Source organism: Thalassospira sp. UBA848 (assembly GCF_002295455.1).
Classification (GTDB): Bacteria; Pseudomonadota; Alphaproteobacteria; order Rhodospirillales; family Thalassospiraceae; genus Thalassospira.
The window spans coordinates 22,539-39,072 of the sequence record NZ_DBGS01000061.1 but is presented as its reverse complement, the minus strand read 5'-3'; the positions used below and the strand labels follow the sequence as shown (position 1 = coordinate 39,072).

Genomic DNA, 16,534 nt, shown 5'->3' with positions numbered 1-16,534 from the left:
AAGCCGTTCCTGTCGGACTTCCCCACCGAACGGAGGCACAATGGGAGCAAAGTGCCTCCGTCATGCGCGACGGTGGCTAGCCGCGCCGGGGGAAGTCCGACAGGAACGGCTTGGCCAATTCCCGTTCAATGTCTGCACGCGTCACACCGATGTCCTTAAGCATCCGGTCATCAAGGTGTTGCAAAGCATGACGGTCACGTGCGTGAGCTTGACGCGCCGCAAGATATTCAACCGCAGAGATCAGCATACCGGTGATCACCATGCGCCAGGACACAGGCTTTTTGTCCTGTTTGCCGGATACCGCACTGTGATTATTTGCCTGAATGCCAGGGATCTGGATTGTATCGTTACAATTCACCATTTCCATCTCCTTTCGGTTAATTGTCTCGATATTGTTTTGTCATTGACATTATTATTGTGTCAATTTAAACATTGTCACCATGACAATATGGTTCCCGAAACTGGACGAGGCTGGCGGCCCTGTTTATCGACAGATCGCACAAGCCATTAGCACCGCAGTCAAAGAAGGCTCCCTGAAACCGGGAGACCGACTGCCGACCCATCGTGATCTTGCCTATAAGCTGGGCGTTACGGTCGGGACAATCACCCGTTCCTACCGCGAGGCGGAGCGGCTTGGGCTTGTTGCTGGCGAGGTCGGTCGCGGAACCTATGTTCTCGACAATATCCAGTCGGAACTTGATATGGCAGCTACCGCCCCAATTCCGATGGCATTTACCAACAACCTCAGTCAGCTTGCACGCGCCACCAGCACGCCGATGTCAGAGTCTTCTCGGTCGACCGATACAGAAGATTCCGGGCCGGTGAATTTCCGAATGAATTGCCCCCTCCCCCCAAAAGAGGGCCGCATTCGTGAAACCCTGATGGAAGTCGCAACCACCATGACCACCGATGACATGGTGTCCTATAAATCCGAATATGGCGTAGCCCACCAACGCGAAGCATTGGCGTTTGCGGCTGGTCGATTGGGTCTGGATGACAATCCTGATCGGGTTTTGCCAACAGCTGGCGTTCAGCACGGCATGACAGTTTCATTGCTTGCTTCTGTACGCCCGGGTGATCTTGTTCTGTGTGAAGAACTCACCTATCCGAACCTGCGCAGTCTTGCCAACCTTCTGCAATTCCGCCTGCGGGGCGTCGCGATGGATGAAGAAGGCATCATGCCAGATGCACTTGAAAATCTGTGCCGAACGCAAAGCCCGCGCGCCATCTATTTGATGCCCACACTGCATAATCCGCTGTGCTGCACCATGAGCCAGCAACGCCGCATCGAGATAGCCGAAATCCTACGCAAATATGATCTGACATTGATCGAAGACGGCATTTACCACTTTCTTGACCCGGACGCCCCGCCGCCACTGTCGTGCTTTGCACCGGAACGCAGCATCTATCTGGATGGTGTATCCAAAAGCATCGGGGGTGGCCTGCGTGTCGGATATATTCATGCCCCCGGTGAAATGATCGGCAAGCTGGCCAGTGCAATCCGTTCGACATGCTGGATGGTTTCAACCATCAATCTCGAGCTCGTGGTTCGCATGATCAAAGATGGCACTCTTGCCCAGTTCGAAGGCTGGCACCGGGAAGCTGCCGCCCAGCGTCTGGCCATCATTCTTGGCACCCTCAAGGGCTATAACATTCGCTTCCACCCCACCAACTACCACATCTGGCTGGAACTTCCCGAACATATCGAAGCTGGTGAACTGGTGATGAATGCCGCCAATAGCGGTGTGCTTCTTACTGCCGCTCAACAGTTTTCTGTTGGTCATGTCCCGCGTGGTTTACGCCTTTGTTTCGGCGCGGAACGATCCCCGGAACGACTGCGGCGCGGCGTTCAGATCGTGGATAGATTGCTTAAAAGCAGCGATTTCGGCAATACAGTCGTTATTTAGTTTGGGCGTTATTTATTTCGGATCCATCGTCTTACCAATCCTTCACTCACCTTGGTCAGAACAAGGTTCCTGCTGGCTTTTCAACAATTTCCGCACGCAATGCTTGACCGCATGATTGCGTTGCTTCCAAGATATGCTGCAGGGGCAAAAATCCCCTGATTGATATTGTATCTTGGGCAGCAGAAAGTCAGCAGATGCCAGTTTCCCGCCTTGACGCAGATGATTGTGGTTTCCCGCATTTCCGTATTCGCAGCCCTCATAAAGACCAACAACCAAAAATATTCGATTTTTCGTCTCATTACCGCGCCGCCGAGGCTCTGAAATTCGGGCTTTCAATGTCCGAGCCCGGGTTTAACATTTTCGTGCTTGGTCTGGATCGCGCCGGTCGCATGACCGCGACGCTTGATTACCTCAACAAGGCCATGGAGGAGCGCGAAGCCCCCGATGACTGGGTTTATCTAAACAATTTTTCGCGCACAAATCGCCCCCGCCCCTATGCCCTTCCTGCTGGTCAGGGCAAAAAGCTGCTCACAGCAATGGAGACGCTGATCTCCCATTTGCGCGAAGCCTTTTCATCTGCCTTTAATGCGCCGGCCCACCTGACCGAAACACAGACCCAAACTGAAGAAGCCCGTGCCCAGTTGCGTGAAAAATTCGATGCGCTGCGCGAATATGCACGTGAACGTGGCCTTGATGTTCAGGAAAACGAAAAAGGCGTCATGATCGTCGCGCTGAACGACGAAGGCGAGCCGGTCTCACTTGACGAAATACCAAAGGAACGCCGAAACGAAGCCGAAGACGCGTTTGAAGAGGTCGCCGAGGAAGCCCGAAAAACACTGCTGTCGACCCGCGAACTCGAAGAACAGATCGCCGATACCCTTGATAGCCTGCGGCGCGGCGCGGCAAAGGTTGTCCTGAAGCCGCGTATCAAGAAACTGCGCGACAAGTTCACGAGCCCGGGCCTTAAAGCCTGGTTCGAGGCCCTTGAGAAAGACATTCTGGATAATATCGACGCGTTCGAGGAAGCAAGCGATCAACCCTCCATCGAAAGCGGCGATGGCAAAATTCCTGAAACCGTTGATGATCGCTATGCCGTCAATTTGTTGATTGATCACTCGCGTGATGATCATCCGGATGTCGTGCTTGAACCAAGCCCAAGCTACGACAACCTGTTCGGGCAAATTCAGTACCGGCCAATTGGCGGCGGCATGCATCCGCATTTCAGCTTGATCAAACCAGGTGCGCTTCACCGCGCGAATGGCGGCGTTCTGGTTCTGCGTGCGGAAAGCCTGCTGGAACACGAAGAATGCTGGGGCTATTTAAAAGCAGCCTTGCGTGACCGCGAAATTCGGATTGAGGAAACGCACAAGGGCGGCGCACCGACTGCTGGCGCTCCGGAACCCCGGCCGATCCCGCTTGATCTTAAGGTCGTGATCGTCGGCGCCCCCAAATTCTACTACACGTTCTTCTCGCTTGATGTGGATTTCCGAAACCACTTCCGCGTCAAGGCCGATATTGATGCCGTTATGCCAGCAGCAGGTCGTAACATTTCGATCTATACCGGGTTGTTGCGGGCCTCCGCCCTGTCACGTTCCGGTATCCCGGTTGATAACGGCGCCATCCGCCAACTGCTTGGTCAGGCGGCCCGTTGGGCCGGGGAACGCGACAAACTGACAGCGCAAATCGAACGGGTCGAAGATGTCGCAATCGAGGCCGGCGCCCTGAGCAAGGCCGAAGGCCGCGAAACCATCCGTGCTGCTGATGTCAAACGCGCAATCGAGGAACGCCGTCACCGCAATTCACGCCTTGAAGACAGATCACATGAGCGCGTCCAACGGCGTGAGATCCTGATCGACAGTTTTGGCGCCGTCATCGGTCAGGTCAATGCCCTGACGGTTCTTGATTATGGTGATCATGCCTTTGGTCTTCCGGCCCGCGTTTCTGCGCGTTCCTATGTCGGTAGTCTGGGCGTACTCAATATCGAACGCATGGTCGACATGTCAGGCCCCTTGCAGCAAAAATCGGTAATGATCATCGAGGGCTTCCTGAAGTCCCGCTTTGCACAGGACTTCCCGCTTTCATTCGCCTGCAACGTCACCTTTGAACAGAATTACGGCGGCATCGAGGGGGACTCTGCCTCGATGGCGGAACTGTGCGCCATTGTCTCGGCCGTCTCAAACATCCCGATGCGCCAGAATGTCGGGATCACGGGATCGATGAACCAGTTTGGCCAGGCGCAACCGGTCGGCGGCATTTCGCACAAAATAGAAGGTTTCTATCGCATTTGTGCTGATCAGGGCTTTACGGGTGATCAGGGGGTCATCATTCCCCTGGCCAATGCCGAAAACGTTGTTCTGCGTGAAGAAGTTGTTCAAGCCATTCGTCAGGGCAAGTTCAACATCTGGACGATTGAGCACATAAACGATGCGATTGAACTTCTGACCGGGATGGCAACAGGCGACCGCCCAGATGGACAGTACGCATCTGACACCGTCTACGGCAAGGCCATGGAACGTCTGCGCAGCAATGACCAGATACTGCGTGAGCGTCACGCGTATGGTCCGCGCACGGAGATGTAGGAATGCCCAAACCACCCCACAAATGCCCGAACACAGCGGTCAGCGCATCGCAACCGTTTGGCATTGGCAGAACGTGGGGTGGTTTGCGGTTTACCGTTGGGCTCGCCATTGCGTTGTTGAACGCCATTACACTGGTATCAACTGCAATGGCACAAACCCCATCCCCGGATATGGGGCAAACGGGGATCGACATGATCCCAACCGATCTGCCAGCACGTGCAACCAGCGTTCCAACTGGCAACCAACCCGTCAGCCTTCTACCCGGAACAATACCAACGAGTGCCAACATAACAGAACAAACAGAAATCCCGTCGTTGGCCGACCAGTATCATCGATCAATCACCGGTCAAGCGCCGCCAACAGCAACAAAGCCTGTCTCCAGCCCTGCATCGCCGACTACGGCATCAGTCAACACCACGCCATCTGCCATGCCAACACAGCGCACGGTGACATCGACTTCTGACAGCGTGAACCCGGTGGAAACAGCCGCGCCCGCAGATCAAAACCGTCATTTCATCCAGCTTGGCGCGTTTCGCGATTCTTTTACCGCTGAGACCTATTGGGCCAGTTTTAGCATCCGCTACCCGAAACTGAGTAAGGCGCACGACAAACAAATCATATCCGCCGATCTTGGTAGCCAAGGCACATACCATCGCCTGCAACTTCTGGGATTCGCAGACGCCGCCAGCGCACAAAAACAATGCCGCCAGCTAAAAGCTGACGGCACTGATTGTTTTGCGCCGGACCGCTAGGCGTTAAAATCAATCCCCCGGTGCCAGCAGAACAATCTTGTCAACAATCAGGGTTGTCGCCTCTGTACAGGTCGTCATCAAGGCCAAACGCCCGGTGATTCGTACTTTATCTCCCGGTCGGAAATGGCTTGCCTTGTTGGCAAGCGCATAAAGCGTTCCATCATCGGCACGGAATGTAACACATTCCTGTCCCTGGTCCGTGATTTCACCACCGACAGTAAAGTTTTCCTTCTCAAGGAACGAGCACCCCGCCAACGCCAGGACGACACCAACGACAGCGAATTTTCGCATTATCCCGGCTCCAAATAGGCTGTTCATCTGTCGTGCTCCTCTGCGTAAACGACATTGCTTCGTCACAAATACGACGTAAGCGCGTTAAGGTTCTTGTAACGTCATGAAAGATAGAATGGTTCCATTCCTTTTACGGGTTTCGTCATTCGATGTCATTGATAACAAGATCACCAATGCAAAAGTCGCAAATAGATATGTTGATCGAACTTGCTGCTGATTTTCAACATCAGACAGCAATCAACAATCGCGCAACCGAAGAGTCTGACGATAGCAAACAGCGCAGTGCGCTTTCGACATTGGTTGATCTCGCACGTGACATGCAAACCCGCCTTGATCAGCAGCAAAGCCGCATCCAGCAGCTTGAACTTATGGTCGAAACAGATGAACTGACCGGCCTTTACAATCGTCGTGGCTTTATGCGCCGGATGCGCGAAGCCATTGCACGCGCCACCCGCAATGCCGAGGCCGGCATTCTGGTGATTGCTGATCTGGATGGTTTTAAGCAAATTAACGATGAACACGGTCATGCCGCAGGCGATGCCGTTCTGCGCCATTTTGGCCAGAACCTGCGAACACATACTCGCTACGATGACTTTGTCGCACGTTTCGGCGGTGATGAATTTGCTATACTAATGACCGGCAGCGATCCGGCAGCTGCAAACAAACGCATCTCACAGCTTCAAAATGCGACCGCCCGCTTCCCCCTGATTTGGCAGGGCAAGGCACTTCCGATCAAAGCAAGCTTTGGTCACGCATCCTATGAAGCCAAATGCGACATTGGCGAACTAATCCGCACCGCAGATGAAGCGATGTACGACCAAAAACACAGCCGCCGCGACGCCGATGAAGTCAAAAAAGCGGGACACAACGCTGCCTGACCGTTCGATCAGGGCATGCCCGAACGCGACCTAGCCTTCTTCGTCAATAATGTACTCTGCCGCACGCAGACCGGTCATGTACGCACCATGGGTCGTTCCGGCATAGTCAAATATGGTGTGCTCACCAGCAAGAAACAGGCGGTCTGCAACGGGTTCACCAAGATCATCAAAATCGGATTTGCGATTACCTGGCCGCGGGAACGAATATGCTCCAAGCGTGTACGGATCGGTTGACCAATGCGTCGCCAGAACGTCAATCGGCTTAGTGACATCGTCCTCCCAGACAGTCCGCAACACCGCAAGTGCGTCTTCGACCATTTCTGCATCGGACATTTGATCAGCTTTCAACGCGTAGTCCCCGACGCTTAATCCCAGCAAGATATTTTCATCAGAAAATGTCCGGTAGCTCAGCCAGTAGTTCCAGCGCCCCTTTGGCTCGGTTGTGATCCCGAAATACTGCGTTTCGATGTCCCAGAACGGCTCCTCGAATTTAAGGGCGAGCTTGGTGACACTCCCGAAACCAAGGTTTTCGATGGACTGCCGATAGTCACCGGGAAGTTCAGGCTCAAACGAAACCTTGTTGGCCTTGAGCACACCAAGCGGCACCGTGCAGATGCAATAGTCCGCCTCGAAGGTTCCTTGATCCGTGGTGATCGAAATCCCCTTGTCAGCACTGTAATCAATGGATGTCACAACATGGGAAAGCTTGATATCAAGGCCTTCCTTGAGAGGCTTCAGGATTTCGTCATAGCCCGACGTTACGACGACGTCAGCACCATCAAAAGCTTCGTCCCAATTAAACAGAGGGGCCGAGAGCTTTTCAATGGATCCGCCTTTTGAAAACTCGGTAAACGCAGAAAAGGCCCACATGATTCCCGGATCTTCAAGGTAAGCTGGACGATAATCCTTGATGGCCTGCAGAAGACTACGGTGATCATTCACTTCATAGGTGCGGTCAATGTGGTCCAACACCCCTTCCCACGCATCGACGATCCGTTCAACTTCATCATCGTCATACTCATAGCCATCAAGATCGAAATAAACCGCGTTTTCGTCATCAGTAACGACATACTGGGCGTTAACCGCGTCGGCCAGTTGTTTACTGGGATTGTCTGAGGATGGTCCATGAATCCAGCCAGCCCCCACTTCAAACGGCGCGCCCATCGACCAATCTGTCAAAAGACGCCCGCCGGTATGGTCTTTTGCCTCCAGCACAGAGACTTTTGCACCATGTTTGCGCAGCATATGTGCCGCACCAAGGCCGGCGATACCTGCGCCAACAACAATCACGGAAACGTTTTCCAATGCGTGGGCGTTTTTGACGCCAACCTTTGAAGCAAGAGCGACGGCACCACTTGTCAACAAAACGGATTTGATGAACTGGCGGCGATTAATGTTGCGGCTTAACACAGTGACCTCACAGATCTGTTTATGCAGGTTATCTGGATAGAAAGTGGAAAGCGCAAGCATCCGCGCCCTATTGAGAGTTGATATAACAACACCAAAAACATCAAGTCCTAATGTTTTAGGCACCTAATCGTTAGTGGGGCAGATAACCATACGAAGGGTGGATTTACGACCATGCATCTGTGATTGTGTTTTAGGAAAAAAATGATCTTCTGGATACGGAATGTTTTTTTTGCCATATCCAGTGCAAATCCTTCATTTCCTTTGTAAGATCGCTATTTAGTAGAGACAGATATAGCTGCGGCTTAGAGAAATAATCGGGCGGCTGACGATGACGGTTCACATATGACAGACAATACCGGCTATTCGACGGAAACGAATGATCAGGATCTTCTGGCAGCAATGGCGTTCTGCTGGGCTGACATGCTTCTTGAGGTCGATGAAAACGGCTATATCCTGTTTGTTGCCGGCGCCACGGAAAGCCTGCTGGGGTGCACGCCCGACCGTCTGATCGGCGAAGCGTTCGAAAAAATCGTTGTAAAGTCGGAACGCCCGTTACTGCGTGCCTATCTTCATAGTGGCACCGGTTTGAAACGCCTTGAAGAACTGGATCTGGACTTTCAACTTTATGAATCAGACGGAAGACCGGTTCAGGATCCCGTTCCCCTGTCTCTAAGCGGTTATATGATCGCCGATCCATCAAGCCGCTACTACATTGCCGCCCGCCATCGCGCTATTCGCCCGCGCGCACGGTCGGGGATTGACCGCATCATTTTACAGAATGCAATCATTCGCCAAAATATGAGTGCCGAGACCAACCAGTCCGGCGCTACAAGCGATATCTCAACCATGAGCTATCACAGTGAAGCACTGGTTGTGCTTGAAAATCTGGCTGCCTCGCGCTCGCAGGCTGAAACAGCTGCGACCAACGAACTGGCACGACTGATTGGCATTGGAGCCAAACAATTCAATTCCAGTGTGCTCAAGGACGAACAGGTCACTAAAAAACCCAGCAAGATTCATCCGGTCGACGAACCAATGATCGAATTGGAACGCCGGATTGTCGCCTATGCCAGTGCTTTGCGCGCTGATCTTGAGGAAATCGATGCACCACGGTCGGTCGAGGGCATTGATGCCCTGACCTCACTGACCAATAATTCGGGTTCCAAGGACCAAAGCAGTCATAGATCCAAGACAGCAGATCTGTTTGGCAATGACTATGAAAGTGCCCGAAACATTCATCATTTCGATGCTGAGAATGCAGAGAGCGACCGAGACACGAACCTGACACGGGCTGTAGCCTATGCGCTCAATCGCATGCAGCGCAAAGCGCAGAACGATGTAACCGCAGCACGTTTGTCGGCAAGCCTGCCTCATTTGATCAACGAAACACTCAAATCAGTGCGTGCCTTCCGTGAAATTGTTGAAAACGGCTCCTTTGCCGTGGCACTTCAACCGATTGTTCACCTCGACAGTCGCGAGATGCATCACTTTGAGGCCTTGGCACGCTTCAACATCGGCGAAAGTCCACTTGCTGTGGATCAGATCATTCATTTCGCCGAGGGCACCGGCCTGATCACAGAGTTTGATTTGGCGATGTGCCAAAAGGTTCTGGACCACTTGCGTGACAATCCCGACTGCATTCCCTATCCCGTCGCGGTCAACCTTTCGGGCCATTCACTTGAACAGGCCGGTTTTATGCCTGCCTTGATTGCGTTGCTGGATGGCTATGATATCGCGTCGGAGGATATCCTTTTTGAAGTCACGGAGACGTCCCGCATCCGTGGGTTGACCGATGTGAATAACGGGCTTCAGATGTTGCGCAAACGCGGTCACGCAATCTGCCTGGATGACTTTGGTGCTGGCGCTGCAAACTTTGAATATCTCAGCGCACTTGATGTCGACATTATCAAATTTGATGGCAGCGCAATGCGCACCGCCCTTGCCAACGCCAAGGGTTGTGCGTTTCTGAAGGCAACTGCCCTGCTCTGTCGGGATCTGGGGATTTGTACGATCGCCGAGATGATCCACGATCAGTCCAGCTACGAGCTCGTACGCGATCTGGGGATTGACTATGGTCAGGGATATCATCTTGGTCCTCCAATCACGATTGGCAGCGAGGATGACTATCACAAAACCAATATTGCCGAGTCATCTGGCACTGTGACCGCTGAGGACCAGAACACGTCGACCACAACAGGAGGACGCGCATGACTTCCCGTCATTCTGTTGATCCGCGAAACAAGAATATGAATGTGACCGACGAGCTCACCGACTACGATGCCGACGTTTTCACCCTTGATCCCAAGGTCATGGCTGAGGCCGAAGCCCCGGTGATCGTGATGGATGCGCAGGGCGTCCCGCTATTTGCCAACAAAAACGCCGTTGGATTTGCCAATGGCATTCGTGATGGCCTTTTCCCGGAAATCTATCAGTTGATCCGACGCGCGCTGACGACACCGGGCGGCGTCGTTGAACTGATGACCTTTGAAGTACAGCGCGGTACGGCAACACTTGAACTTACCGCCCTGCCAACGACCAAAAATCAGGTCATGATCCTGCCGCGAGACGTCAGCATGGATCGCAACCTGCGCGAAGCGCTTATTGATTCGCGCCAGCGTTATCGCGATATCGTCGAGGTTTCGTCTGCCTTTGCATGGGAAACGGACGAAACGGGCAAGTTCATCTTTGTCTCTCCGCGTGGTGCCCTTGGATATCGTGCCGATGACATTGTCGGACGTTTCCCGGGCAATTTCCTGCTTGATACAGCCGACCAGGACAGTGAGTACGTGTTCAGAAGCCAAAAGGCCGTCCGTGACGTGCCGGTTTGGTTCAGGCGTTCCAACGGCCGTGATGCATGTCTTTCGGTCTCTTCAACGCCTGTTTACTCACGCGATGGGGTTTGGATCGGGACCCGTGGCCTTGCCCATGACATTACCGAGCAGCGCCGCCGCGAAAGCGAAGTCGCAACGGCCCGAAACCGTGACCGTCTCATGACCTATATCGTGCGCACCATGCGAGATGAAATTGATCCGCTTATGGTTCTGCAGGGCGCATCAGAAGCCTGCACACGCGCATTGGCATGCGCTTACTGCATTATCTTCAAGCGCAACGATGAAACCGGTGAACTTGAACAGGCCGCTGGCGAAGAAGAGAAGTCTGCCAACGACATCGCACAACAGGCGCTGGAACGTCTGCAAGACACCGAAGAAATGTTTGACGCCCAGATTGGCGAGTTTCGCATTGTTGCGCTGCGTTGCCATTATCACCAGCGTAACAACGGGGCGGTGATCTTCATGTTCGATGCCGATCACCCGGAACCGAGCGACGGTGAACGGGCGATCATGATCGAGGTATCCGACCAGATTGGCATCGCCATCGAACAGGCGATCCAGCATGAACGCATTCTGACCCTTTCACGGACCGATGGCATGACCGGTCTTTTGAACCGTCGTGCATTCTTTGAGGAACTCAAACGTCGTCATAGCCGCCTTCGCCGCGAAAATGCGCCTGCGGCACTGATGTATGTTGATATGGACAACTTCAAGCTCGTCAATGATATCCATGGCCATCAGGCCGGTGACGATGCCATTCTCGCATTGACGCAAGTGTTGCACGACAATGTCCGCCCGGCCGACCTTGTGGCCCGACTTGGGGGGGACGAGTTCGTTCTGTGGCTGGAAGGTGCGGATATCAGTGCTGCATCGACACGCGCCAAGACGCTGATGAAAGAAAGCGCCGTTCTTGCAAAGTATTCCGGTGACGCCGAACACCCGCTAGGTATATCTGTGGGCATCGCCGTACACGAGGCGGACTCACAAGAAACGCTAGAGCAACTTGTGCAACGCGCAGATCAGACCATGTATCAGGTCAAGAAACTCGGCAAAGGCCGTTTTGGCATCGCTGCCGCACCCGGGTCAAAAGATCCGGCAAAAATCGAAAATTAGGAGGAATGCCCGATGAAGGGATTTTTGCAGCGGGTATTTACCAAGCGTAGCGAAACGCCAATCACCTATGATGAAGCCAAGGAAATGGCTGCCAGTCCGGATGCCGGTGTCCGCAGCAAGCTGGCACAACGGCATGATACACGCCCTGAAATCCTGTATTTTCTGGCTTCTGACCAGGATTCCTCGGTGCGCCGTCACATCGCCGCCAACCAAGCGACACCGCTTCAGGCCGATGTCCTTCTGACCGATGACAGCGACGACAGTGTTCGTGGCAGTCTGGCCGAAAAAATTGCCCATCTGTCGGCAGGGCTGACGCCCAATGAAACCGACAAACTGCGCCGGATGACGTACGACGCCCTGGACAAGCTTGCGCGTGACCAGGCGGTACATGTTCGTCAGGTGATTTCCGAGACACTCAAAGACATTGCCGATGCCCCACAACCGATTATTCAGCAACTGGCGCGTGACGCTGAGAGCGTCGTCTGTGGCCCGGTATTGCAGTATTCCCCAGTCCTGACCGAAGACGATCTTCTTGAAATCATTGAAGGCAGTTCTGGTCGCGGCGCTCTGAGCTTTGTCTCGCGCCGGAGAAATGTCGGTGAAAAACTGGCGGATGCAATTGCAGCAAGCAGTGACAAGGATGCAATTTCGCATCTACTTGGCAACAAGTCGGCACAAATCCGCGAAGAAACACTCGATCAATTAATTGATCGCGCCCCGGACTATCCGGAATGGCACGAACCGCTGGTCGAACGTCCGACCCTGACACCGACGGCCGCTGGAAAACTGGCCCGATTTGTTGCCGAAAACCTGATCAGTGTTCTTGAACGCCGCAAGGACCTTAAAAAGGATCAGCTCGACGCCGTTCGCGAAGTCGTTCAGCGCAGGATCGCTTCTGGCGAATTCGAAAAGCGCGATGACGTCGCCACCGACGCAAAAAAGATCAAGGCTGACAAGGACAAGTCCAAAACTGCAGCCAAGCCAGAGCCGAAGTCTGAAAAGAAGTCTGACAAAAAAGGTGTAGTCGCTGACGACGACGAAGAGGAAGAAGAACCTGCCTTTGACAAGGCCTTGGCGATGCATGCCAAGAAAAAACTGACCGATAAGGAAGTGGCAAAAGCACTGGCGGCCAATGACGTAAAGTTCGCGCGTGCGTCACTTGCGGTTCTGGCCGGTATCCCGCCAGAGGCGGTTTCCAAGGTCCTTAACACCCATTCCGCCAAAGGCGTTGTCTCGCTTGCATGGAAAGCAGGGCTTCCTGCCGACCTTGCAGTGAAGATTCAGGTTAAACTGGGCCATGTTCCGCCCAGTCAAACCCTTAATCCGCGCAGCGGCAATCAATATCCGCTCAGCGAGGATGACATGAACTGGCAGCTTGAATTCTTCACTGGCATGGCGACCAGCGGCGTTCGTTGATTGCCGCTGGTGTTGGTTATTGGGTTCTAGCCTGCTGGACGTTCCATACTGATATGGGGAATACCGTCTTCTTCGTATTCGTCGCCAAATTGAACGAAGCCGAGGCTTTCATAAAAGGCCCGCAGGTATAACTGCCCGTTCAGATAAATTGGTTTCCCGACGAAATCGCGTGTGCATGCCGTAATTGCACGTTGCATCACTTCGCGACCAACGCCCTGCCCGCGCAAAATATCACTGGTAACTACGCGTCCAATTGCCGGTCGGTCACCTTGTTCTGCATGATCCGGATCAATCCCGGGTGCCACGATCCGCGCCGCTGCCAACACATCGTCCCCATCACACGCAATCACGTGACGGCACGCCGGATCAAGCCCGTCGATGTCTGGAAAAATACAGGTTTGCTCAATGATGAATATCTGCTGGCGGAGCTTCAGGAGACTGTGAACCTGTCGGACTGTGAGATCATCAAAATCACAATCGGTCCATGTCAGGTCAGATGAGGGTGGCGGCATTAAAGGTACTTTCATTGTGGGGCGCTTGCAGATCAGGCGTCAGGCACCTGTTTTCTCAATGTGATAGATGAATACATCTCCATCTTGCTCTGAGGAAACAAGGCGATTTCCCGTCATCTCGCAAAAGGACTTCATATCAGCAACCGATCCCGGATCGGTTGCCAACACCTTAAGGATCCCGCCGTCCTTGACGTCGCGCAACGCCTTTTTCGCCTTAAGAACCGGCATCGGGCATATCAGCCCGCGCGCATCCAGAATTGCATCATGGGGGTCACTTGAAGATGACGGCATGAGAAACCTTATAAAAAATACGAAACCAGTGCGATATAGCGCCATTTGGCGATTGTTGCATTTGCACAATATGTTAGACTGAACAATAACAATCAATCAAACGCTGTTAGCCTGCCCGCGATGCAAATCTATCTCCCGATTGCCGAGATATCGGTAAATATATTCCTCATCCTGGGACTGGGCGGCGGGGTCGGCTTTTTGTCTGGCCTGTTTGGCGTTGGTGGCGGGTTTCTGATTACCCCGCTTTTGATCTTTTACGGTATTCCCCCGGCTGTTTCCGTTGCAACTGCTGCAAACCAAATCGTCGCATCATCTGTTTCAGGCGTTTTTGCCCACTGGAAACGTGGCAATGTCGACCTCAAGATGGGCCTTGTTCTGCTGGCAGGTGGTATTCTTGGCTCGACGGTGGGTGTGTGGGTCTTTGCCTGGTTGCGTTCTCTGGGACAAATCGACCTTGTTATCTCGCTCTGTTACGTGATCTTTCTTGGCATCATCGGCGGAATGATGCTGTTTGAAGCCACCCGCGCTATTTTCCGGACACGGCGCCGTGGTGGTCTGGTCCGCCGCACCAAGAAGCATCAGCACAGCTTCATCCACGGCCTGCCCTTCAAGATGCGTTTTTATCGCTCCGGGCTTTACATCAGTGCGCTTTTGCCGCTGGCGGTTGGTTTCTTCGTCGGCATGTTAACAGCCCTGATGGGTGTCGGTGGCGGTTTCGTCATGGTTCCCGCCATGATCTATCTGCTTGGCATGCCGACAGGTGTCGTTATCGGCACCTCGCTGTTTCAGATTATCTTTGTCACCGCAAACGTGACGTTCCTGCAATCGGTCCAGACCCAGACAGTTGATGTTGCACTTGCAATCCTGCTTTTGATTGGCGGTGTCATTGGCGCACAGTTCGGCGCACAGTTTGGCGCCCGACTGAAGGCAGAGCACCTGCGCGCCCTGCTCGGCCTTCTGGTTCTGTCAGTTTGCTTGAAACTGCTGTTTGATCTGGTGATTACCCCGGGTGATCTTTATTCCGTCATGCCGGGGGATCTGTGATGACAGTCTCCTCGCGCGTATTTTTGACGGTTATATTGACCGCGCTGTTGCCCATTCTGAGCATTGGAACAGTTACCAAAAAGGCCGTTGCAGATCCGCTAGTTGTTGATCTGTCCAATCATCTGGTTGCGATTACAACCGGCTTCACAGGAACTAAAGTGCTTCTTTTCGGTGCGGTCGAAGACGAAGGCGACGTGATCGTTACCGTGCGCGGCCCGGATCAGGACATGGTCGTTCGCAAGAAAGAACGTAAGGTCGGCATCTGGGTAAACAGCGAAAGCGCACGCTATAAAAACATCCCTGCCTATTACGCAAGCGCATCCAACCGCCCGATGGATATTATCGCCCCACCTGAAGTTTTGCTGGATTACCGCATCGGCTTACATAATCAACGCTTTGTTGCCGAAAGCGATTTGACCGATGCAGACAAAAAAGTCTACCGCGAGGCACTGGTGCGCAATATGCAAAATGCCGGTCTGTTTGGTGAACGCCCCGCAAAAATCAGCTTCCTGTCCAATCAGCTGTTTCGAACCGATATCCATTTCCCGGCCAACACACCGACTGGCACATACACCATTAATGTCTATCTGATGCGCGATGGCGGGGTTGCCAGTGTAAAAACCACACCCTTGGTTGTCTCAAAAACGGGGGTTAGTGCCGAGGTCTATGCATTTGCCCATCGCTATTCAGCACTGTACGGCATCATTGCGGTGATAATTGCTGTGGTTGCCGGCTGGATTGCCAGTGTCGCATTCCGCAAAGGCTAACAGCGCTCTGCCGCGCTCAGCATACAAGCACGCTTTCAGCACCCGTTTTATTTCGCGGTCGCAGCATCCCCTTCCCGGAGAATGCAACGCATAAATCTTTGGCGTTGCGTCGAAAAATCACTTGGAAACGGGCAACGAGTTGCGGCACAATTTGTCTGCCCGCTCGTAACAACAGTCCCACATCTGTTCAGTGTCGCAGCGGTTGAGTGCAACTGTTCAGAGAACCCATATGCCTTCTTTTGATGCCGATCAGGAACTTCGTGCGACTTCGAACAGGACATTTCTTGTTGTCGTGGATGACAGCGATGAAATGACCAAGGCGTTGCGTTATGCCTGCCGTCGTGCGCAACATACCGGCGGCCGCGTAGCCCTTTTGAGCGTTATTGAACCTGCCGAATTCCAGCACTGGATGGCTGTTGGTGACCTGATGAAGGAAGAAGCCCGCGACGAGGCAGAATCACGGGTCAACGAACTGGCTGCATATGTTCACGAACAAACCGGCAGCATGCCTCTTCTGTTCATTCGCGAGGGCCGGATCAAGGATGAACTGCTGAACCTGCTTGACGAAGAAGAACAGATTTCCATTCTGGTTCTGGCCGCTGGCACCACAAGCGACGGCCCCGGCCCGCTTATCACGGCACTGACCAAAAGTGACACCATCGGTCAGTTGCGCCTTCCACTAACCATCGTCCCAGCAGCACTTTCCGAAGCTGACATTGACGCGCTGAGCTAGGAGAGGCTCA

Annotated in this window: 15 protein-coding genes; 10 read left to right on the top strand and 5 right to left on the bottom strand. The window is 53.4% G+C overall.

The features are described 5' to 3' along the window. Nucleotides 1–76: 76 nt before the first annotated feature. Nucleotides 77–361, bottom strand: a complete 285-nt coding sequence (locus B2R48_RS08335; protein ID WP_062955405.1) for a DUF1127 domain-containing protein — start codon at nucleotides 359–361, stop codon at nucleotides 77–79. Nucleotides 362–440: 79 nt separating this feature from the next. Here B2R48_RS08335 and B2R48_RS08330 point away from each other — a divergent pair, with 79 nt between their 5' ends. From B2R48_RS08330 to B2R48_RS08320, 3 genes are all read left to right on the top strand, one after another. Beyond that, on the top strand, nucleotides 441–1,907 hold the full coding sequence (locus B2R48_RS08330) for a PLP-dependent aminotransferase family protein (RefSeq protein WP_296999351.1): 1,467 nt from the start codon (nucleotides 441–443) through the stop codon (nucleotides 1,905–1,907). A 194-nt stretch (nucleotides 1,908–2,101) separates the two neighbouring features. Continuing rightward, nucleotides 2,102–4,486 carry a Lon protease family protein gene (locus B2R48_RS08325; RefSeq protein ID WP_296999350.1) on the top strand — a complete coding sequence of 795 codons (2,385 nt, stop codon included), beginning with the start codon at nucleotides 2,102–2,104 and terminating at the stop codon, nucleotides 4,484–4,486. 83 nt (nucleotides 4,487–4,569) lie between these two features. Continuing rightward, nucleotides 4,570–5,238, top strand: a complete 669-nt coding sequence (locus B2R48_RS08320; protein WP_296999349.1) for an SPOR domain-containing protein — start codon at nucleotides 4,570–4,572, stop codon at nucleotides 5,236–5,238. Between the two features lie 9 nt (nucleotides 5,239–5,247). Here the strand turns inward: B2R48_RS08320 and B2R48_RS08315 are convergent, their stop codons facing one another. After that, on the bottom strand, nucleotides 5,248–5,529 hold the full coding sequence (locus tag B2R48_RS08315; RefSeq protein WP_232310604.1) for a DUF5818 domain-containing protein: 282 nt from the start codon (nucleotides 5,527–5,529) through the stop codon (nucleotides 5,248–5,250). Nucleotides 5,530–5,723: 194 nt separating this feature from the next. Between B2R48_RS08315 and B2R48_RS08310 the strand changes: the two genes are divergently transcribed. After that, on the top strand, nucleotides 5,724–6,407 hold the full coding sequence (locus B2R48_RS08310) for a GGDEF domain-containing protein (protein ID WP_296999348.1): 684 nt from the start codon (nucleotides 5,724–5,726) through the stop codon (nucleotides 6,405–6,407). Nucleotides 6,408–6,437: 30 nt separating this feature from the next. On the opposite strand, the gene B2R48_RS08305 is transcribed toward B2R48_RS08310, so the two are convergent. Continuing rightward, complete coding sequence (locus B2R48_RS08305; RefSeq protein ID WP_296999347.1) at nucleotides 6,438–7,817, bottom strand: flavin monoamine oxidase family protein; 1,380 nt, start codon at nucleotides 7,815–7,817, stop codon at nucleotides 6,438–6,440. Between the two features lie 342 nt (nucleotides 7,818–8,159). On the opposite strand from B2R48_RS08305, the gene B2R48_RS08300 reads away from it, so the two are divergent. The 3 genes from B2R48_RS08300 to B2R48_RS08290 are packed head-to-tail and all read left to right on the top strand — an operon-like array spanning nucleotide 8,160 to nucleotide 13,177. After that, nucleotides 8,160–10,028: an EAL domain-containing protein gene (locus B2R48_RS08300; RefSeq protein ID WP_296999346.1), complete on the top strand. Its 1,869-nt coding sequence runs from the start codon at nucleotides 8,160–8,162 to the stop codon at nucleotides 10,026–10,028. Next, complete coding sequence (locus B2R48_RS08295) at nucleotides 10,025–11,761, top strand: sensor domain-containing diguanylate cyclase (RefSeq protein ID WP_296999345.1); 1,737 nt, start codon at nucleotides 10,025–10,027, stop codon at nucleotides 11,759–11,761. The genes B2R48_RS08300 and B2R48_RS08295 overlap by 4 nt, the downstream gene beginning before the upstream one ends. Before the next feature lie 12 nt (nucleotides 11,762–11,773). After that, complete coding sequence (locus B2R48_RS08290; protein ID WP_296999344.1) at nucleotides 11,774–13,177, top strand: DUF2336 domain-containing protein; 1,404 nt, start codon at nucleotides 11,774–11,776, stop codon at nucleotides 13,175–13,177. 26 nt (nucleotides 13,178–13,203) lie between these two features. Here the strand turns inward: B2R48_RS08290 and B2R48_RS08285 are convergent, their stop codons facing one another. Next, entirely contained in the window at nucleotides 13,204–13,704 is a 501-nt protein-coding gene (locus tag B2R48_RS08285; RefSeq protein ID WP_296999343.1) for a GNAT family N-acetyltransferase, read from the bottom strand. 24 nt (nucleotides 13,705–13,728) lie between these two features. After that, nucleotides 13,729–13,980 carry a sulfurtransferase TusA family protein gene (locus tag B2R48_RS08280; RefSeq protein WP_296999342.1) on the bottom strand — a complete coding sequence of 84 codons (252 nt, stop codon included), beginning with the start codon at nucleotides 13,978–13,980 and terminating at the stop codon, nucleotides 13,729–13,731. Nucleotides 13,981–14,100: 120 nt separating this feature from the next. Here B2R48_RS08280 and B2R48_RS08275 point away from each other — a divergent pair, with 120 nt between their 5' ends. The 3 genes from B2R48_RS08275 (at nucleotide 14,101) to B2R48_RS08265 (ending at nucleotide 16,524) form a co-directional block, all read left to right on the top strand. After that, complete coding sequence (locus tag B2R48_RS08275; protein WP_062955377.1) at nucleotides 14,101–15,024, top strand: sulfite exporter TauE/SafE family protein; 924 nt, start codon at nucleotides 14,101–14,103, stop codon at nucleotides 15,022–15,024. Then, the gene (locus B2R48_RS08270) at nucleotides 15,024–15,791 is read left to right on the top strand and encodes a TIGR02186 family protein (protein WP_296999341.1); all 768 of its coding nucleotides are present in this window, start codon (nucleotides 15,024–15,026) and stop codon (nucleotides 15,789–15,791) included. Before B2R48_RS08275 ends, B2R48_RS08270 begins: the two co-directional genes overlap by 1 nt. Nucleotides 15,792–16,020: 229 nt before the next feature. Beyond that, nucleotides 16,021–16,524, top strand: coding sequence for a universal stress protein (locus B2R48_RS08265; protein WP_062955375.1), 504 nt, complete (start codon nucleotides 16,021–16,023; stop codon nucleotides 16,522–16,524). Nucleotides 16,525–16,534 lie beyond the last annotated feature (10 nt).

Excerpts from the sequence above, each read along its gene's own strand:
- B2R48_RS08335 (WP_062955405.1), bottom strand. The coding sequence starts at position 361 with ATGGTGAATTGTAACGATACAATCCAGATCCCTGGCATTCAGGCAAAT.
- B2R48_RS08330 (WP_296999351.1), top strand. The coding sequence starts at position 441 with ATGACAATATGGTTCCCGAAACTGGACGAGGCTGGCGGCCCTGTTTAT.
- B2R48_RS08325 (WP_296999350.1), top strand. The coding sequence starts at position 2,102 with ATGCCAGTTTCCCGCCTTGACGCAGATGATTGTGGTTTCCCGCATTTC.
- B2R48_RS08315 (WP_232310604.1), bottom strand. The coding sequence starts at position 5,529 with ATGCGAAAATTCGCTGTCGTTGGTGTCGTCCTGGCGTTGGCGGGGTGC.
- B2R48_RS08310 (WP_296999348.1), top strand. The coding sequence starts at position 5,724 with ATGTTGATCGAACTTGCTGCTGATTTTCAACATCAGACAGCAATCAAC.
- B2R48_RS08300 (WP_296999346.1), top strand. The coding sequence starts at position 8,160 with ATGACAGACAATACCGGCTATTCGACGGAAACGAATGATCAGGATCTT.
- B2R48_RS08295 (WP_296999345.1), top strand. The coding sequence starts at position 10,025 with ATGACTTCCCGTCATTCTGTTGATCCGCGAAACAAGAATATGAATGTG.
- B2R48_RS08290 (WP_296999344.1), top strand. The coding sequence starts at position 11,774 with ATGAAGGGATTTTTGCAGCGGGTATTTACCAAGCGTAGCGAAACGCCA.
- B2R48_RS08285 (WP_296999343.1), bottom strand. The coding sequence starts at position 13,704 with ATGAAAGTACCTTTAATGCCGCCACCCTCATCTGACCTGACATGGACC.
- B2R48_RS08280 (WP_296999342.1), bottom strand. The coding sequence starts at position 13,980 with ATGCCGTCATCTTCAAGTGACCCCCATGATGCAATTCTGGATGCGCGC.
- B2R48_RS08275 (WP_062955377.1), top strand. The coding sequence starts at position 14,101 with ATGCAAATCTATCTCCCGATTGCCGAGATATCGGTAAATATATTCCTC.
- B2R48_RS08270 (WP_296999341.1), top strand. The coding sequence starts at position 15,024 with ATGACAGTCTCCTCGCGCGTATTTTTGACGGTTATATTGACCGCGCTG.
- B2R48_RS08265 (WP_062955375.1), top strand. The coding sequence starts at position 16,021 with ATGCCTTCTTTTGATGCCGATCAGGAACTTCGTGCGACTTCGAACAGG.